The organism is Shewanella psychrotolerans, assembly GCF_019457595.1.
GTDB lineage: Bacteria > Pseudomonadota > Gammaproteobacteria > Enterobacterales > Shewanellaceae > Shewanella > Shewanella psychrotolerans.
Window position 1 is genome coordinate 3,228,577 of sequence record NZ_CP080419.1, and the last position, 18,665, is coordinate 3,247,241.

Annotated in this window: 19 protein-coding genes; 11 read left to right on the top strand and 8 right to left on the bottom strand. The window is 44.2% G+C overall.

The genetic code is table 11. From position 1 onward, the window contains the following. Nucleotides 1–91: 91 nt before the first annotated feature. From prmC to hemA, 3 genes are read right to left on the bottom strand one after another with little or no spacing between them, the layout of a single operon-like run. Nucleotides 92–934, bottom strand: a complete 843-nt coding sequence (gene prmC / locus K0I62_RS14295; RefSeq protein WP_220068751.1) for a peptide chain release factor N(5)-glutamine methyltransferase — start codon at nt 932–934, stop codon at nt 92–94. A gap of 40 nt (nt 935–974) precedes the next feature. Then, nucleotides 975–2,060: a peptide chain release factor 1 gene (gene prfA, locus K0I62_RS14300; protein WP_220068752.1), complete on the bottom strand. Its 1,086-nt coding sequence runs from the start codon at nt 2,058–2,060 to the stop codon at nt 975–977. 13 nt (nt 2,061–2,073) lie between these two features. Next, nucleotides 2,074–3,324, bottom strand: a complete 1,251-nt coding sequence (gene hemA, locus K0I62_RS14305; protein WP_220068753.1) for a glutamyl-tRNA reductase — start codon at nt 3,322–3,324, stop codon at nt 2,074–2,076. A gap of 272 nt (nt 3,325–3,596) precedes the next feature. On the opposite strand from hemA, the gene lolB reads away from it, so the two are divergent. From lolB to K0I62_RS14320, 3 genes are all read left to right on the top strand, one after another. Next, nucleotides 3,597–4,253 carry a lipoprotein insertase outer membrane protein LolB gene (gene lolB, locus K0I62_RS14310; RefSeq protein ID WP_220068754.1) on the top strand — a complete coding sequence of 219 codons (657 nt, stop codon included), beginning with the start codon at nt 3,597–3,599 and terminating at the stop codon, nt 4,251–4,253. Next, nucleotides 4,243–5,097: a 4-(cytidine 5'-diphospho)-2-C-methyl-D-erythritol kinase gene (gene ispE, locus K0I62_RS14315; protein ID WP_220068755.1), complete on the top strand. Its 855-nt coding sequence runs from the start codon at nt 4,243–4,245 to the stop codon at nt 5,095–5,097. The genes lolB and ispE overlap by 11 nt, the downstream gene beginning before the upstream one ends. 67 nt (nt 5,098–5,164) lie before the next feature. Further along, the gene (locus tag K0I62_RS14320) at nt 5,165–6,112 is read left to right on the top strand and encodes a ribose-phosphate pyrophosphokinase (RefSeq protein ID WP_220063398.1); all 948 of its coding nucleotides are present in this window, start codon (nt 5,165–5,167) and stop codon (nt 6,110–6,112) included. Nucleotides 6,113–6,627: 515 nt separating this feature from the next. Here the strand turns inward: K0I62_RS14320 and hemH are convergent. The 4 genes from hemH to K0I62_RS14340 all read right to left on the bottom strand — a co-directional run bounded on the left by hemH (nt 6,628) and on the right by K0I62_RS14340 (nt 10,500). Then, the gene (gene hemH / locus K0I62_RS14325) at nt 6,628–7,644 is read right to left on the bottom strand and encodes a ferrochelatase (RefSeq protein WP_220068756.1); all 1,017 of its coding nucleotides are present in this window, start codon (nt 7,642–7,644) and stop codon (nt 6,628–6,630) included. Between the two features lie 24 nt (nt 7,645–7,668). Further along, on the bottom strand, nt 7,669–8,211 hold the full coding sequence (locus K0I62_RS14330; protein WP_220068757.1) for a glutathione peroxidase: 543 nt from the start codon (nt 8,209–8,211) through the stop codon (nt 7,669–7,671). Nucleotides 8,212–8,336: 125 nt separating this feature from the next. After that, complete coding sequence (locus tag K0I62_RS14335) at nt 8,337–9,449, bottom strand: PilT/PilU family type 4a pilus ATPase (protein ID WP_220068758.1); 1,113 nt, start codon at nt 9,447–9,449, stop codon at nt 8,337–8,339. A gap of 13 nt (nt 9,450–9,462) precedes the next feature. After that, nucleotides 9,463–10,500, bottom strand: a complete 1,038-nt coding sequence (locus K0I62_RS14340) for a type IV pilus twitching motility protein PilT (RefSeq protein ID WP_220068759.1) — start codon at nt 10,498–10,500, stop codon at nt 9,463–9,465. A 35-nt stretch (nt 10,501–10,535) separates the two neighbouring features. Between K0I62_RS14340 and K0I62_RS14345 the strand changes: the two genes are divergently transcribed. From K0I62_RS14345 to K0I62_RS14380, 8 genes are all read left to right on the top strand, one after another. After that, complete coding sequence (locus K0I62_RS14345; protein ID WP_220068760.1) at nt 10,536–11,246, top strand: YggS family pyridoxal phosphate-dependent enzyme; 711 nt, start codon at nt 10,536–10,538, stop codon at nt 11,244–11,246. A 72-nt stretch (nt 11,247–11,318) separates the two neighbouring features. Continuing rightward, nucleotides 11,319–12,137, top strand: a complete 819-nt coding sequence (proC, locus tag K0I62_RS14350) for a pyrroline-5-carboxylate reductase (protein WP_220068761.1) — start codon at nt 11,319–11,321, stop codon at nt 12,135–12,137. A 37-nt stretch (nt 12,138–12,174) separates the two neighbouring features. Further along, complete coding sequence (locus tag K0I62_RS14355; RefSeq protein WP_220068762.1) at nt 12,175–12,723, top strand: YggT family protein; 549 nt, start codon at nt 12,175–12,177, stop codon at nt 12,721–12,723. Beyond that, on the top strand, nt 12,723–13,010 hold the full coding sequence (gene yggU / locus K0I62_RS14360; RefSeq protein ID WP_220068763.1) for a DUF167 family protein YggU: 288 nt from the start codon (nt 12,723–12,725) through the stop codon (nt 13,008–13,010). Before K0I62_RS14355 ends, yggU begins: the two co-directional genes overlap by 1 nt. 92 nt (nt 13,011–13,102) lie before the next feature. Continuing rightward, nucleotides 13,103–13,537, top strand: coding sequence for a DUF4426 domain-containing protein (locus K0I62_RS14365; protein ID WP_220068764.1), 435 nt, complete (start codon nt 13,103–13,105; stop codon nt 13,535–13,537). Nucleotides 13,538–13,677: 140 nt separating this feature from the next. After that, entirely contained in the window at nt 13,678–14,280 is a 603-nt protein-coding gene (gene rdgB, locus K0I62_RS14370) for an RdgB/HAM1 family non-canonical purine NTP pyrophosphatase (protein ID WP_220068765.1), read from the top strand. Then, nucleotides 14,280–15,419, top strand: a complete 1,140-nt coding sequence (gene hemW, locus K0I62_RS14375) for a radical SAM family heme chaperone HemW (RefSeq protein ID WP_220068766.1) — start codon at nt 14,280–14,282, stop codon at nt 15,417–15,419. The genes rdgB and hemW overlap by 1 nt, the downstream gene beginning before the upstream one ends. Before the next feature lie 152 nt (nt 15,420–15,571). Beyond that, a complete protein-coding gene (locus K0I62_RS14380; protein ID WP_220068767.1) occupies nt 15,572–17,413 on the top strand; it encodes a DUF885 domain-containing protein in 1,842 nt (613 codons plus the stop codon). 233 nt (nt 17,414–17,646) lie between these two features. Here the strand turns inward: K0I62_RS14380 and K0I62_RS14385 are convergent, their stop codons facing one another. Then, nucleotides 17,647–18,318, bottom strand: coding sequence for a hypothetical protein (locus K0I62_RS14385; RefSeq protein ID WP_220068768.1), 672 nt, complete (start codon nt 18,316–18,318; stop codon nt 17,647–17,649). Between the last annotated feature and the right edge of the window lie 347 nt (nt 18,319–18,665).

Here is an 18,665-nt window from a genome sequence, read left to right on the forward strand (position 1 = left end):
CTTCAGATATCAACGGCTGGCATACTTTCAGTTATTGAAAGCCTATCAATTTATCTAATACAACCAAGATAAATGGTGCGTCAATGTGCCACTATCTCGGCCAACGGCCTAAGGTACAACGGTCATTGCTGCCAAAGTCCCTGACTGTCGACACCGATTCATAACCCAATTCTATCATCTTATTTCGTACAGTAATGGCTTGACCAAATCCGTGTTCCAACAGTAAATATCCACCGGGTGCTAAATAGTCTCTCGCGCAATCGGCAATATGAAATAGATCGGCGTAACCATGCTCACCTGCAGTTAATGCACTTTGCGGCTCGAACCTAACATCCCCTTGAGAAAGATGTTCATCCTCTTCATCGATATAGGGAGGGTTAGAGACAATTAGGTTAAAGTCATATTGAGTGATGGCGTCAAACCAATCACTTTGCAAAATATTCACCTGCGGCAGCTTTAAGTTGTCTCTATTGGCTTTGGCTAATGCGACAGCTTCACCCACCTTGTCTACAGCGGTTATTTGCCAGGTATTGCGTTCAAATGCCAACGAAAGTGCAATCGCCCCAGTACCTGTGCCCAAATCAAGCACCTTTGAATTATCTGCTAGTGGCAGATTAAGTGCTGTTTCGACCAAAATTTCGGTATCTGGACGGGGGATCAGAGTGGTGGGGTTGACCATAAAAGGTAACGACCAAAACTCACGCTCACCCACAATATGCGCAATAGGCGTACCTATGGCGCGCCGCTGAACCATCTGTTTGTAGGTAGTTACCTGCTCAGAGGTTAGACGTTCATCGGGCCAAGTATAAAGATAACTGCGCTGCTTATGAATGATATGCAATAACATCACTTCAGCATCAAGCTTAGCGGTATCAGAGATCTCAACAAGTTGAGATGAAGCCCACGCAAGGGCTTCAGCTAAAGTCTGGTACAAAGAGTATCCTTAAAAGCTTTGTCAGCAGATTTGATAAAGATTAATCTTCGCCCAATGCTGCTAACATATCTGCTTGGTTTTCCTGCATGAGCGGCTCAATAATCGCGTTAAGATCGCCTTCCATTACTTCATTTAGGCGATAAAGGGTCAAATTGATGCGATGTTCGCTAACACGACCTTGTGGGTAGTTATAGGTGCGAATACGCTCAGAGCGATCCCCACTAGCCACTAAGCTACGGCGAGTCGTTTCCTCTTCGCTACGACGTTTCTCATCTTCAACAGCTTGAATACGCGCAGCCAGAACACTCATGGCTTGGGCACGGTTTTTGTGTTGTGAACGTTGATCTTGGCATTCAACAATGATGCCTGATGGAATATGCGTAATACGAATAGCCGAGTCGGTTTTGTTAACGTGCTGTCCACCCGCACCCGATGCGCGGAATGTATCGACCTTTAGATCGGCAGGATTAATTGAAATCGCTTCGGCTTCAGGAACTTCAGGCATAACAACCACGGTACAAGCAGAGGTATGCACCCTGCCCTGAGATTCAGTTTCTGGTACACGTTGTACACGATGTCCACCAGATTCAAATTTCAATTTACCAAAAACACCTTCGCCAGAAACCTTAACAATGATCTCTTTAAAGCCGCCATGCTCACCTTCATTAAGTGTCATGACTTCTACTTGCCAGCGATTAGCTTCGCAATAACGGCTATACATGCGGTATAGATCACCGGCAAAGATAGCCGCTTCATCACCGCCCGCACCAGCGCGGATTTCGAGGAAGGCGTTGTTATCGTCTTTAGGATCTTTAGGAAGCAGCAGAATTTGCAACTCAGCTTCGAGGGTTTCTAAAGTGGCTTTAGCCTCTTTTATCTCCTCTTGCGCCATCTCTTTAAGATCTGGGTCATCTTCGCTTAGCATCTCTTTTGCTGACTCAATATCCTTTTCAGCCTGCTGATAGGCTTTAAACGTCCTGACGACATCTTCGAGTTGAGAGTACTCTTTGGAAAGAGCGCGAAAACGCTCCTGATCGGCAATGATGCTCGCATCACTTAACAGCGCCAAAACTTCTTCATTACGCTCAAGCAAGCCTTCGAGCTTGCGAATAACACTGTCCTTCATTCCAACGCTAACCTTAGTCTTTATCTAGTCCAAGCGCTGTACGTAACTGCCCTATGCTGTTTAGGTCACCTCGGCGACTAGCAGCGGTAAGAGCCTGAGTGGGCGCATGGATCAATTTATTGGTCAGTTTATTGGCCAATTCGAGGATCAGCTGTTCGCTATCTCCGCCTTGGGCTAACTTATTGATCGCTCGCTCAACCAGCTCATCTTTTATCGCCATACTTTGGGTGCGATATTCACGGATACTATCCACCGACTCTAGTGAGCGGATCCACTCCATGAACAGATGAGATTCCTCTTCAACAATTACTTCAGCTTGCTCGGCAGCCTCTCGTCTGGAGGCCATATTTTGTTCAATAATGCTTTGCAGGTCGTCAACCGTGTAAAGGAAGGCATCATCAAGATCCCCCACTTCAGCTTCAATATCTCTAGGAACTGCTATATCAACCAATAACATAGGTTGATGACGACGCTGTTTCAGCGCTTTTTCTACCATGCCTTTACCAAGTATTGGTAGTGGGCTGGCGGTAGAGGATATCACGATATCAGCTTTAGGGAGATACTCTGGTATCTGTTCTAGCGTAATTGCTGTTGCGCCAAACTCTTCACACATAGCTTCGGCACGTGAAATGGTGCGGTTGGCAACAATCATTGAGTCAACGCCATTATCCTTTAAATGACGAGCAACAAGCTCTATGGTCTCACCCGCACCAATAAGCAACACCTTTGTCGCACTGATTGCTGAGAAGATATGCTTAGCCATGCTGACAGCCGCAAAGGCAACCGAAACAGCTGCAGCGCCAATTTCGGTCTCTGTACGAACCTTTTTCGCTACCGAAAAGGTATTTTGAAACAGACGATCTATCGTTACAGCAACCGTACCCGCCTCTTTTGCTTTAACAAAAGACTGCTTCACCTGACCAAGAATTTGCGGTTCACCCAAGATAAGAGAGTCCAGCCCCGCTGATACGCGCATCAGATGCCGCACCACCTCTTGCCCCTTATATTTATAAAGGCACGGCAAGACATCTTCATGAGAAAGTTGATGATAATCCTCCAACCATTGAATAACCTCCTCCTCTTCACCCGTATTACAGTAAAGTTCGGTACGATTACAGGTTGAGACGATCACTGCTTCACCAGTCTTAGTGCGGCTGGCAAGGCTTTTCATCGCATCATGAATTTTATCAGGCGCAAACGCTACTTTTTCGCGTAGGTCTACGGTGGCTGTTTTATGATTAATACCGATTGCTACAAGGCTCATCTGACTCTTTCTGGTCTCTAGGCATCTCACTTATTGGCAGCTATTCTACTGAATTGAGCCAACTAAAAACAGAATACGCTTAACAAAACCGAATAATAATCTCGTTTGTTACTTATTTTTCCAATTAAACAAGGCCATTAAAGCCATAAAATTTGTTACTAATGAAAATTAGCCATTGCTAACCCTAGCCTAGGCTGGCAGGAAATTTGTCAAATAGCATTGGTATTTAGAAACAGCCCTCGTATGATATGGACTAGGTACTTCAGCAATAGATGAATAATTTGAACTACTTCACAAAAATCATCCTCACTTTACCCCTACTTTCGAGCTTACTGCTTGGTGGTTGTGTCAGCAGACCCGATATAAACTTGATTCCTGTTAACGTAAACAGTATCGAGAGAGCAAAAGCTTGGGAGATGCAGGGCAAACTAGCCATCAAAACAGCGGAGGATAAATATAGTACTAACCTCTATTGGCTCCATACTGAATACAGTAATGAGCTTAGACTCACGACCATGCTCGGCACTACAGTAATGTCGCTAACCAGTGACACCAATGGAGCTAAGCTTGAACTTGATGGAAAAACCTATCGAGATGACGAGCCAGAACAGTTACTTAAGCGGCTGACAGGTTGGTCTATTCCTATTGATACCCTGCCGAGATGGATAACCGGACAGATATCGGCGACAGATCAAGTGATCAGCAGAGATGAGCAGCATAGACCGTTAACGGTACAGTCTCATTTGGGAACCACTCCTTGGCAGGTGACATTCAAAAGCTGGCAAACGCAAAGCGGAGCGCCGTTACCTAAGCTACTTGAGCTTACCCGAGAAGATATTCGTTTAAAAATTCAGATTAATCAGTGGCAAGCTCTCGCCGAAAGCGTCGCTATATCACCAGAGACACCAGAGAAACCCAATGAGCAATAATATTTCACGAGCCTGGCCTGCGCCAGCGAAGCTGAATCTGTTTCTGCATATTAATGGCCGTCGCACCGATGGTTATCATGAACTGCAAACCCTGTTTCAATTTGTCGACCATTGCGACCTGCTGGATTTTGCCGTCAATAAAAGTGGCGAAATCACATTACATTCTAATATTGGTGATGTTGTTGCAAATAGCGATAACTTAATTCTGAAAGCCGCAAAATCATTACAACAACGATCAGCAACCTCTTTTGGTGCAGAGATATGGCTTGACAAAAAATTGCCTATGGGTGGTGGAATTGGGGGCGGTTCATCGGACGCAGCAACAACATTAGTTGCGCTTAATCATTTATGGAATACCCAATTATCCCTGCAAGAACTCGCTGAAATCGGGTTATCTTTAGGCGCTGATGTTCCTGTTTTTATTAATGGTTTATCGGCATTTGCAGAGGGAGTCGGCGAGAAGCTTATTACCGTTGACGTCCCCGAACCTTGGTATCTTGTACTCACTCCAGATGTGCACATTTCTACAGCAGAAGTGTTTCAAGATCCACAATTACCAAGAGATACCCCTAAGCTAACTTTAGTTGATTTAATGAGCAATGATTGGCACAACGACTGCCAACAACTGGTCGCAGCTCGCCACCCCCAAGTTGCCAAAGCGTTAGCGTGGCTGATAGAATATGCGCCGTCGAGAATGACTGGAACCGGAGCATGCGTTTTCGGATCATTCGATACTCGCGAACAAGCAGAGCAAGTTTTTGCCCAAATGCCTGCCGATATGAGCGGTTTTATCGCGAAAGGGACAAATAAATCACCACTAATGCTACGCTTAGCGCAGTGTTAAAATCATGCGGGATAAGGCTACTTTCATCCCGGCCATTACAATGAAGCATACGCCTGAGGTTCATACAGTGCCTGACATTAAACTATTTGCTGGTAACGCAACACCTAGTCTCGCAAAGAAGATAGCGGATCGTCTATTTTGTAAACTTGGAGACGCAGAGGTTGGCGTTTTCAGCGACGGTGAAATCAGTGTCCAGATTAACGAAAATGTACGTGGGGCGGATGTATTTATCATTCAATCTACTTGTGCACCTACTAACGATAACCTAATGGAACTTATCGTTATGGTTGATGCGTTACGCCGCGCATCTGCTGGCCGTATTACTGCGGTTATTCCTTATTTTGGTTACGCACGTCAAGATCGTCGCGTGCGTAGCGCTCGTGTACCTATCACGGCAAAAGTTGTTGCCGATTTCTTATCAAGTGTTGGCGTTGACCGCGTACTAACTTGTGACCTTCATGCAGAGCAAATCCAAGGCTTCTTCGATGTGCCTGTTGATAACGTATTTGGTAGCCCAGTACTGTTAGAAGATATGTTAGGCAAAGAGTTAGATAATCCTGTTGTGGTTTCTCCAGATATTGGTGGCGTAGTACGTGCTCGTGCCGTCGCTAAGCTACTTGATGATTCTGACTTAGCAATTATCGATAAGCGTCGTCCTCAAGCTAACGTAGCTCAAGTCATGCACATCATCGGTGATGTTCAAGGACGTGATTGCATTATCGTTGATGATATGATCGATACAGGTGGAACACTTTGTAAAGCCGCTGAAGCATTGAAAGAGCACGGTGCTAATCGTGTTTTTGCTTACGCGACTCACCCTGTATTCTCAGGTAATGCGGCTAAAAACATTGCAGAGTCGGTTATCGATGAAGTGATCGTTACCGATACGATTCCGCTAAGTCCAGAAATTGCGGCATTAAGTAAGGTGACTCAGTTAACCATGTCTTCAGTTATGGCTGAAGCGATTCGCCGTGTTAGCAATGAAGAATCTATCTCAGCAATGTTCAAGCATTAATATTTTAAATTAATGCCGACACGAGAAACGCACTCACAGAGTGCGTTTTTTTATGGCTTATTTTTATAGCTAAGCCACTAATATCAATCAGTATAAGAAAGTGATCGACTCAGCCTATTTTTGGCAACTCATTCACGGCGAATGGATGATGGAATGATGTTCCCTTGTGAGCCATTCAACGCCAAAGTAGCAAGGTAAAAAACATGCCTAACAGGCAATTTTAGCACTTTTGATGCTGTGTTAACGAGTTTTGGGAAGAACGACTATGCGCTTCATTCGTCGCAAACAACAAGGTCTTGTATACTCCCTACATACTTAACAAAAAGATACGGCCAAATGCGACTAAAGCTAATCCCAAAAAATGCCAAACCTTCATTCAAAGATCGCTCTTCAAATCCACTGAATAAACACAATCTCCCGTCCCGATTCAAACTCAAACTCAAACTCAAACACTAAAAATGAAACAGGCCTTCATTCGAAGGCCTGTTGGTATTTGTTAGTAATAAAAAATTTAACTAAGCCAAATAGGGCTTAACCAAATTCTCCATCATCTCGATATGTGCATCATCATCATTTAACGCAGGAATATAACGATAATGCTTACCGCCCGCGTCAGTAAATAGCGCACGGTTTTCATGCTCAATCTCTTCCAATGTCTCTAAACAATCTGCGCTAAAGGCGGGGCAAATAATCGCGATATCATCGACGCCTTCTTTCGCTAGAGACTGCAAGGTCGCATCGGTATATGGCTGTAACCACTTGGCTTTACCAAATCGAGATTGGAAAGTGGTGACATAATCACTCTCCTGTAAACCGAGCTTTTCAACCACTAAGCGAGTGGTTTTTTTACAGAAGCAGTAATAAGGATCGCCTAAGTGCAGATTTCTCTCAGGCATACCGTGATAGGAAAGAACCAGTTTTTTAGGCTTACCGTGCTGATCAAAATCACGCTGAATAGAATCAGCCAAAGCTGAAATATAATCAGCATTATCGTGATAAGTATTAATAAAGTGAACACTAGGTAAGTAACGCCAACTACGTAGCTCTTGGGTCAGCGCATCGAAAGCCGATGCTGTCGTTGGCGCCGCGAATTGTGGATATAAAGGCAGTACCACCAGCTTGTCAGTGCCTTGTTGATGCAGGCGATTAACAGTGTCTTTGACACTGGGTTCACCGTAGCGCATACAAAACTCGACGTTGACACTATCGCCCTGCTCGCTAAAACGCTTAGCTAACTTTGCCGTCTGCTTTTGAGTGATCTCCATCAAAGGGGAACCTGACTCACCCCAGATCTGTTGATATAACGCCGCAGATTTTGCTGGGCGAACACGCAAAATAATCCCGTGCAGTATTACCATCCACACCAATTTGGGGATCTCTACCACGCGAGGATCGGCTAGGAATTCGGCCAAATAGCGGCGAACCGCCGATGTTGTAGGCGCGCTAGGAGTCCCTAGATTCATCAGTAACACGGTGGTTTTTGAACGCGGTTGATGCCCCTGCTCTTTGGTTAAACCTGTAAATTTTGCCAATTTAACTCCCTGCTTATTAAATTTTTATAATAGTTTTTCAATCGCTTCAATCAACGCGCTATCATTGGGCTTTACATTCGATGAAAACCTTTGGATCTGTTTACCATCGGCGCTAACGAGGTATTTATTAAAATTCCAGTTCGGTTCACGAGTCTCTGCAGATAAATGTTTAAAAGGCTGCTGAGCCAATTCGCCAGTTACAACACCCGTGGCGGCCATAGTGAAGGTTACACCATAATTGATGTAACAAACATCGGCAGTTTTCACCTCTTGTGCTTCTTCTTGGTTAAAGTCGTTTGATGGAAAACCTAACACGACTAACCCGTCATCTTTATATTTTTGATGAAGTTTTTCTAAGCCTTTAAACTGCGGTGTATAACCACAGTGGCTGGCCGTGTTCACAATTAACACCGGCTTACCTTGAGTCAGCTGACATAAATCCAGCTGCTGCTCAGAATGTAATTTACGCACCTTTACATCTAGAAAATCGGCACATTGCTTTGCGTTTACCGCACTAGAAATAACACCGCAACTGACTAATAATACTCCCAAATAAACAGATTTCATCTTCAGTTCTCTTATATTAATTAAGGGTAGACTGGATATACGTCCCGTAAACAAACTAAGATCAACAATTACGAGCAATAAAAAACCGATAACATACAATGCTATCGGTTTTTCTTGGTCAAAACTTAATCGAGATCTAAGGTCACCCCTTCCATAAAGCCCGAGCTTGCGCCTTCTTTACTCTGCAATTTAATCATTAAGCGTAGATCATTTGGAGAATCAGCATAGTGCAGTGCGTCTGCATAACTAATCTCATTCTCTGAATAAAGCTTAAGCAAAGCCTGATCGAATGTCTGCATCCCCTGCTCATTAGATTTAGCCATCGTTTCTTTTAGCAGGTGCAGCTCATTTTTCTGAATAAGACTGGCAATACGAGGCGTATTGATCAATACCTCAATGGCGGCTCGTCGACCGCTGCCATCACTCTTGGGTACCAGTTGTTGCGCAACAATACCACGCAGATTGAGCGACAGATCGAATAACAGCTGTTGATGCTTACTCTCAGGCACCAAGTGCATAATACGATCTAACGCTTGGTTAGCATTGTTGGCATGCAAAGTTGCCATACACAAATGCCCAGTCTCGGCAAATGACAACGCGAACTCCATAGTTTCTTGACTACGGATCTCACCAATCAAAATCACATCTGGAGCTTGGCGTAGCGAACTCTTGAGCGCTGCATCAAACGACTCGGTATCAATACCCACTTCGCGCTGAGTAATAATGCTCTTGCGATGATTGTGAACAAATTCGACTGGGTCTTCGATGGTTAAAATATGTCCACGAGCATGGGCATTACGATAACCCACTAGCGCCGCAAGCGAAGTAGATTTACCGGTACCCGTACCACCCACCATGATGATCAAGCCACGTTTACTCATGACCAGATCTTTTAGTATAGGGGGTAACTTTAAATCTTCGACTTCCGGAATTTGAGTTTCTATTCGACGCATGACGCAGCCAGGAGACTCACGCTGCCAAAAGGCACTCACACGAAAACGTCCCAGATCTTTAGCGGCAAACGCAAAGTTACATTCACGGCTTTCATGGAACTCTTTACGCTGAGCCTCTGTCATTAACGATTCAACAAACTCTAACGATTGCTCTGGGGTAAACGGATTCTCCCCTAACGGTCTCACCTCGCCATCGATTTTGGCACTCGGTGGAAACCCAGCGGTAATAAACAGATCCGATGCTTTACGATCTATCATTACTTTTAAAAATGGACGAACTTCCATAAGCAAACCTTACTTAGAAACTAGCATTCTTATTCGAACTCTTAGACATCGCATCTTCGCGAGTGATAAGGCCTCGATTAACCAAATTTTGTAAACATTGATCGAGTGTCTGCATTCCATGCGCCATACCGGTCTGAATTGCCGAGTACATCTGCGCCACCTTATCTTCGCGAATCAGGTTACGGATAGCAGGCGTTCCCATCATGATCTCATGTGCGGCAACACGGCCGCCGCCCACTTTCTTGATAAGGGTTTGCGAGATAACCGCTTGCAGTGATTCAGATAACATGGTTCTGACCATGCTTTTTTCACCTTCGGGGAAAACGTCGACTACACGGTCAATGGTTTTCGCCGCCGAGGTGGTATGTAAGGTACCAAAGACTAAGTGACCCGTTTCTGCCGCCGTCATCGCCAGTCTAATGGTTTCAAGGTCACGCATCTCACCCACAAGGATCACATCAGGATCTTCACGCAGCGCGCTTCTTAGTGCAGCATTAAAGCTGTGAGTATGACGATGTACTTCCCGTTGGTTAATCAAACATTGTTTGTTTTGGTGGACAAATTCGATAGGGTCTTCAATGGTCAAAATATGGTCATGGCGATTCTCGTTCACATAATCGACCATCCCCGCCAAGGTGGTACTCTTACCCGATCCCGTTGGGCCCGTAACCAGCACTAGTCCACGAGGGAAACTAGCGATTTTTTTGAAAATTTCTGGCGCTCCCAGTTTCTCGAGACTCAAGATCTCACTTGGAATCGTACGAAATACCGCGGCGGCACCGCGAGACTGGTTAAAAGCATTAACACGAAAACGGGCTAAATTAGGCACTTCGAACGAGAAATCGATCTCAAGATGTTCCTCAAAATCTTTGCGCTGCTTATCATTCATGATGTCATAAACGAGACTATGCACACCTTGATGATCTAATGCAGGCAGATTAATCTTTCTGACCTCACCATCTACACGTATCATTGGAGATACTCCCGCAGAAAGGTGTAGATCTGACGCATTGTGCTTTACACTAAAGGCAAGTAACTCTGTGATTTCCATAGTATGGGATATCCATTCAACCAAAAACTTACATCATGACAACAATAGCAGACAGACTGGCTAACGCCCACCAAAGAATCGCTCAAGCGGCGCAAAATTCATCACGTAATAGTAATGAAATTAAGCTACTGGCGGTGAGTAAAACTAAGCCTAATACTCAAATAATAGCTGCATATGAAGCTGGGCAGCGTCTTTTTGGTGAAAACTATGTTCAAGAGGGTGAATCAAAGATAATTGCACTAAAACCTAACTACCCTGACATCGAATGGCATTTCATTGGCCCATTGCAGTCAAATAAGAGTAGAACCATCGCTGAGCATTTTGACTGGATGCATACCCTAAACCGAGAGAAGCTAGCAAAAAGGCTTAATGAACAAAGGCCCGCTCATCTTAAGCCTCTCAATGTTTGTATTCAGGTCAATATTAGTGAAGAGGAGACAAAATCTGGCATTCACCCAGATGAAGTGCACGCATTAGCTGCCATCATTGAATCGTTACCCCGTTTGCGTTTGCGCGGCCTGATGACGATTCCCACCGCAACGGATGATGTCGCACTTCAACATAAGGAACTCGATAAAATGCAGCAGGTTTACCAGACGTTAAAACAAGATTATCCAACACTTGATACCCTATCCATGGGGATGAGTAACGATCTAGAAGTTGCCATTGCTGCAGGTTCAACCATGGTCAGAATTGGCAGTGCCATTTTTGGTGAGCGCGAATACACTCACAATCAGGCGGTTTAACGCCTTGTTTTTACGCTGTCAGCCCTAATATAGATACAACTGCCTTAAGATAGAAAATAGACTGAGAACCCTATGACACAGAAGAAAATATGCTTTATCGGTGCAGGTAATATGACCCGCAGTATCACCAATGGCTTAGTCAAAAGTGGCTATGCGCCAGAGCTTATCCATGCCACTAATCCCAGTGAAGCTAAGCTTACCGCACTGCATCAAGAGCTGGGGATTCAAGTGTCCCATGACAACCTAAAGGCAACCGAAGAGGCTGATGTCGTCGTACTAGCGGTAAAACCTCAACTGATGGAACAAGTTTGTCAGCAACTGAGTCAGCTCGACTTATCGCAGAAATTGATTGTAACTATAGCCGCTGGCGTAACTGCTAAGCGCTACCATGACTTTTTTAAGCAGCCCATAAAACTCATCAGAACCATGCCCAATACGCCAACACAGATTGGTTATGGCATGACAGGACTTTACGCCGAGCCATCAGTATCTGATGCCGATAAGGCCCTTTGTGAGCAGATCATGAAAAGCGGCGGCGAAGTGGTGTGGGTTTCAAAAGAGGATGAACTGAATCAAGTTATTGCATTAGCAGGTAGCTCTCCCGCCTATTTTTTCCTTATGATGGAGGCTATGATTGACAGTGCTAAACAAGATGGTGTCGATGAGTCGGTGGCACGAGCGTTAGTGCAGCAAGCGGCCCTCGGGGCGGCACAAATGGTAAAACACAATACGAATTTATCGGCGCGGCAACTCAGAGAAAACGTCACCTCAAAAGGGGGAACAACAGCTCAAGCCGTTGCCGCATTTGAACAAGCTGACTTAAGGGGCATAGTTCGAGGCGCAATGCACGACTGTATCGCTCGCGCTGAAGAGATGGCTAAACAATTTTAATTTGAATTTTTCGATAATAGTTAAGTAGAGAAACCCAATGAACGCATTAAGCTTTTTAGTGAATACCGTATTTGACCTGTACCTAATGGTGGTCATTATTCGCATCTGGCTGCAGCTCGCCCGTGCAGACTTTTATAACCCGTTTAGCCAATTTGTCGTTAAGGCAACCCACCCTATCGTTGCACCTATGCGTCGAGTATTACCTGCAATGGGCGGATTGGACACAGCGTCAGTGGTTCTAGCGTTGTTAGTGGTGATCACTAAGTTTGTGGTGTTAAGCCTGATCGCAGGTGCAGCCATAAGTGTCCCTGCAATCCTGTTAATCTCTGTGGTATCGGTATTTAAACAGGCTGGGGTTCTACTGTTTTGGATGTTGATTATACGTGCAATTTTAAGTTGGGTCAGTCAAGGCCATAACCCAATAGAAATGGTCATGGGCCAGCTAACCGAACCTTTACTGGCACCAATCCGCCGAATTCTTCCACCTATGGGTGGTTTAGATCTATCATTATTAGTCATGATGATTATTTTAAACTTCCTCAATATATTGCTATCACAATACGTGCCGTTTTGGGCCAATGTTTAATGGGTCCAGTGACACAGCTACGAGGTGATCTGTTACTTAAACTATATATACAGCCTAAAGCCAGCCGGGACCAGATTGTCGGTCCCCACGGCGACGAGCTAAAAGTCGCGATCACCGCGCCGCCTGTCGATGGCAAAGCTAATGCCCATCTCAGCAAATATCTAGCAAAACAGTTTAAAGTCCCTAAAGGCAGCATTGTCATCGAGAAAGGGGAACTTGACAGACATAAACAAGTTAGGATCATCGCGCCTAAGTTGTTACCAGCAGAGATCTGTGCATTACTCTAAGCAATATTGTAAGCAAATAACTCTACAAACCACATAGTTAAATGATAGTAGCTATACTAAAACCTAATATTTAGACGCTAGGAGTTAACACCATGTTCCGTCCCTTATTTTTCGGTCTACTTCTCTCACTAGGAATAGCTGCTAACGCTTTTGCCGAACAGAAACAGAGTGTAGGCAATTATGATATTCACTATGTCGCCTTAGGCAGTACGTTTATTACCCCAACGATTGCCAAGTCCTATGGGATCCAGCGCAGCAGTTATACTGGACTGGTTAATATCTCAGTTTTAGATAAAAGCGTTGAGGGTAACCCTGCGATCCCTGTAGAAATCTCTGGCATTGCAAATAATCTACTCGATGCACGTATCGACTTAGTTTTTAGAGAGATCCGTGAAGGCGATGCGATTTACTATATTGCAGAGGTTCCCTATCGAGATGACCAAGAGATAAATTTTCAAATCGCAATAAAATATGGCAAGACCCTTAATACACAATTGAAGTTTAAACAGAAATTTTATGTCGATTAATCCATGAATCAATAATCTCCCTTCACCTGTGTTCTTTTAACTAACAGACAAAGCGCACAGGTTAACTCTCCACTACCGTTTCAACGTCAGCTTGGGTATCATTGCGCCCATAATATCTCCCTCAAGAGTTAATGCCTCATATGAACAAAATAGTATTGGCCAGTGGCAACAAAGGTAAGCTAAAAGAGTTTTCAGAGATCTTGTCTGAATTTGGTATTGAAGTTCTTCCACAAAGCCAGTTTAACGTCGAAGAGGTTCCAGAGACAGGAACCACCTTTGTAGAAAACTCGATTATTAAAGCTCGTCACGCCGCTAAAGTCACTGGACTTGCCGCGATTGCCGATGACTCAGGTTTAGAGGTCGATCTCCTCGGTGGTGCACCAGGTATCTATTCTGCACGCTATGCTGGCGAAAATGCCAAAGATACCGATAACTTCAACAAACTACTCGACGCATTAAAAGATGAACCGGTGCAACGTAGTGCCCGCTTTCAATGTATTTTAGTCTATATGCGTCACGCCGACGATCCGACTCCAGTGATCTGCCAAGCATCTTGGGAAGGCAAAATTGGCTTCGAACCTAAAGGCGACAATGGCCATGGTTACGATCCTGTTTTCATTCCTGAGGGTCATCAATGCAGCGCAGCAGAACTAAGCAGCGAAGAAAAAAATGCGTTAAGCCATCGTGGTAAAGCGATGCAGTTGTTATTGACCGAACTTAAAGCTAAAGGCGTATTAGGTTAATGTTAACCCTTCCTCCGCTAAGCCTGTATATCCATATTCCTTGGTGCGTACAGAAGTGCCCCTATTGCGACTTTAACTCCCATGGACAAAATGGTGAGTTGCCTCAACAGCAGTATGTCGATGCCCTACTCGCAGATTTAGCCAATGATTGCAGCTATATTCAAGGCCGTAAGCTGCATTCAATATTTATCGGCGGTGGCACACCATCACTATTTGATGCCAGTCAGATCAAAAGATTACTCGATGGTGTTCGGGAGCAAATCCCCTTTAAAGAGGATATAGAGATCACCATGGAAGCCAATCCTGGCACACTGGAACATGATGATTTTGCCGATTATCGAGCCGCTGGTGTGACTCGGTTATCGATCGGTGTACAGAGCTTCTCCAGCGATAAGCTAAACCTTCTGGGGCGTATTCACGATAAGAATGAAGCGGAAGTGGCTGCGATGAAGGCGAAACAGGCCAACTACAACAGCTTTAATCTCGATTTAATGCATGGATTACCCAATCAAAGCTTCGATGAAGCGATGAGCGATATCGAAACCGCTGCCGCACTCAATCCCCCCCATCTATCATGGTACCAACTGACCATTGAACCTAATACCCTGTTTCACTCTAAGCCACCTCAACTGCCTGATGATGAAGACTTGTGGCATATTTATGAACAAGGGCAAAAACGGTTAGCCGAACTTGGCTACCAGCAATATGAGATCTCGGCCTACGCCAAGCCGGGATACCAATGTCAGCATAACCTCAACTATTGGCAATTTGGCGACTACTTAGGAATAGGTTGTGGTGCCCATGGCAAGATAACCATTGAAGCCGAGCAGCGTATATACCGCACGGTAAAAATTAAACATCCTAAGGGATACCTAGCTGCATCCGATTATCTATTTGAAAAGACAGAAGTGGCCGAGGAAGACAGACCATTAGAGTATTTAATGAACCGACTTCGCCTTATGTCTCCAATTCCTAAACAGGAGTTTGAAGAGAGAACGGGACTCGCTAGCACTCTTCTCGACAAAGGGATGCTGCAAGCTCAGCAAAAAGGCCTGCTGCTAGTCGAAGATCAGCATTGGCGCCTAACGTCTAAGGGCAATATGTTCGTTAATGAGATTCTGTCGCAATTTTGCGACTGATCTTATCCCTGTAAAAATGACCAATTAAACTTTAATAGCCCTCTTTTTAGAGGGCTTTTTGAAACATTTTCTAACACTTAGATCCAATAATTTAACGCTAGCTTTATTAGGATAACTCATTCGGCAATCCCCTAATAACTAGAAGATTAATTATGTCTATAAAAACAAAAACAACACTGATCGCCTTAGCCCTTTCAAGTATTTTATCAGGTTCAGTTTACGCTAAGCAGGTACCTCAATCTCTACTTAGTCCTCAAGAGCCAAGAGTTCAAGTGAGTGAACAAGAATCAAAAAAAGCCAATCAGCTATTCGAATCGATATTCATGGAAAATGTGATGACAAGTCCGATCAGACAAACACATTTAGGCATTAAAACCGATTACGACAAATGGGATGAACGTGGCAAAAAAGCCGATAAACAAATGCTAGAGCGTAACAAAAAGCATCTTGCCCAATTAAAGCAACTCAAACGTGAAAAGCTTGATGTCCAAACCAAACTTAGTTACGACCTATTGACGCAAAAGCTTGAAAACGGCATTGCTGATCACAAATGGCGTTTATACAACTATCCAGTGAATCAGATGTATGGTGGCCACTCGATGGTTGCCTCTTTTCTAATCAACCAACACCAAATTAGCGATTTAGCCGATGCCAAAGCCTATATTAGTCGCTTAAATGGCGTGCCCAAATATCTTGAGCAATTACAAGATGCCCTCGAAGAGCGCGCTCAGGTAGGGATCATCGCGCCCAAGTTTGTGTTTGCACACGTATTGTCCGATAGCCGAAACATCATTAATGGCGCCCCATTTAATGGGCAGGCCGACAGTGCTTTGTGGGCAGACTTTCAACGAAAAGTGGCCAAACTAGAAATTGATGCAGAGCAGAAGAATCAGCTCCTATTCGACGCCAAAACCGCACTCACTACTCAAGTCAAACCCGCATACGATAGCCTTATTAGCTACATCATCACCCTGGAAAAACGCGCTGATAATAAAGACGGGGTATGGAAGTTTAAAGATGGCGAAGCGTTTTACAACAATGCGCTTGCCAGAACCACAACAACCCATATGACGGCCGATGAGATCCATCTATTAGGATTGTCCGAGGTCGATCGCATCCACCAAGAGATGCGAGCCATCATGAAGAAAGTGGGTTTCGAAGGTGATCTACAAGCCTTCTTTAAGTTTATGCGAGAAGATAAACAGTTCTATTATCCAGATACTGAAGCTGGCCGCGAAGCCTATCTCAATGACGCCACGGGCCTAATAGATAACATCTCAGAACGTCTGGATGAGGTATTTAATGTCAAACCTAAAGCGCCGATGATCGTCAAGCGCGTGGAAGCATTTAGAGAAAAGTCAGCAGGCAAAGCCTTTTACAATCAACCATCGCCAGATGGCAGTCGCCCAGGAACCTATTACGCTAACCTTTATGATATGGAAGCCATGCCCAAATACCAGATGGAAGCGTTAGCCTACCATGAAGGAACTCCTGGGCATCATATGCAAATTGCCATAGCACAAGAATTAGACGGTGTTCCTCAATTTAGGAAGTTCGGCGGGTACACCGCTTATATTGAAGGTTGGGGATTATACAGTGAATATTTTCCTAAAGAGATGGGGCTTTATAGCGACCCCTATTCTGATTTTGGTCGTCTGGCCATGGAATTGTGGCGCTCATGTCGCTTAGTTGTCGATACTGGCATACATGCTAAAAAGTGGACCCGTGAACAGGGGATCAACTACTACGTTAACAATACCCCCAATGCAAAATCCGATGCAGTAAAGATGGTAGAGCGACATATCGTTATGCCATCTCAAGCCACAGCATACAAAATTGGCATGTTAAAAATTATCGATATCAGAGAGAAAGCCAAACAGATAATGGGAGATAAGTTTGATATCCGTCAGTTCCATACTTTGCTATTAAAGAATGGCCCTTTACCACTTGATGTGCTTGAAACACAAATAATGGATTGGGCGAACGACGCATAGTGCTAACAAGAAATAGTGCTAACAACAAATAGTAGTCGGCACTAAATAAGATAATGACCTCGTTCAACAATCTTGATCGGGGTCATTATCTACACGATTCAAGTAACTAAATACTCAAACGACTAGTCAGCGAACCAACTACCACGCGATCCCACGGTGATCACATCTCTAAGCTGGCGGACATAAATACGCAAAGAGCTATCGTCATTGACTAAAACATGTCTAACTGAACTCTATATAGAAAAGCCTTGAGCCGATACCCGAATACGTTTTTCAATCAGCTCTTTTGGCGGTTCAACCATACTTTGGCTTTGGCCCCGCTGCAAATAACTGACGACTATGCTAGAAGTCACATCAAAAGGTTCATCGATATGAAGAGTTTGGATTTGAATTCGGTCTCCGATAAAAGTGGTATCTGTTTGTTTAATTTCAGCGGTATCACTATTTAATAGGAATAGCCCTAAATACCAAAATACACCACTTCCCTGATTGGATACCGAGAAAGGAACGATAAATACCATTTCATTATCGCTACTAGGTAAATTTAAGGGTATGATTTTATAAAAGTCGACACCGACTACTCCATGCTCTGCACCATTTCGATATTGACCCGTTGCAAGGTGACGTTCTCCAATTGTGGTGACTTTAGTCAACGCGACTTTAGTGTCAGACTCCGGTAAGTCGATCTCCCAAAGATTGTCAGTTTGAAAGCTTAATAGCGTCAACATAACATTGTCACTGTCGAACTGAACATCAACCTCACCTCGGACATCATCTCGGACATCACCCCGGACATAGTGTTGAGTATCAGAGGTATTATCTTGAGTGAAATTAAAACGATAGATACCAGCAACGATAACCAGCGTCATCCAAATAACAATAAATAATAAGATTTTCCGCATCATGGATATCCCTTTACAACGATTAGGTGAGCAAGTTAGATGATTGAGGCGAATCGTTATTCTCGGATCGAGCATTTCGCGTCGCCAGACTTTATAAATCCATTTAGTCGTATATCGAAAAAATTCAATGCAGCATCGAGGGCGTTAAACTCACTATATACACAGATAACTGATTAAATAAGTATAGGATAACTATTCTTGAGAGAGATAATGGCGAGGCACTAGAGAAAGAGAATTGAAACACTCAGAAAAATCACCCCAGCAAGTAATTACTGGGGTAAACCACAACTAGGATGATGGTTTTAAGGCTAGCATTGTTTTAGTTCTTAAATCGCCGCCAGCATTGAATC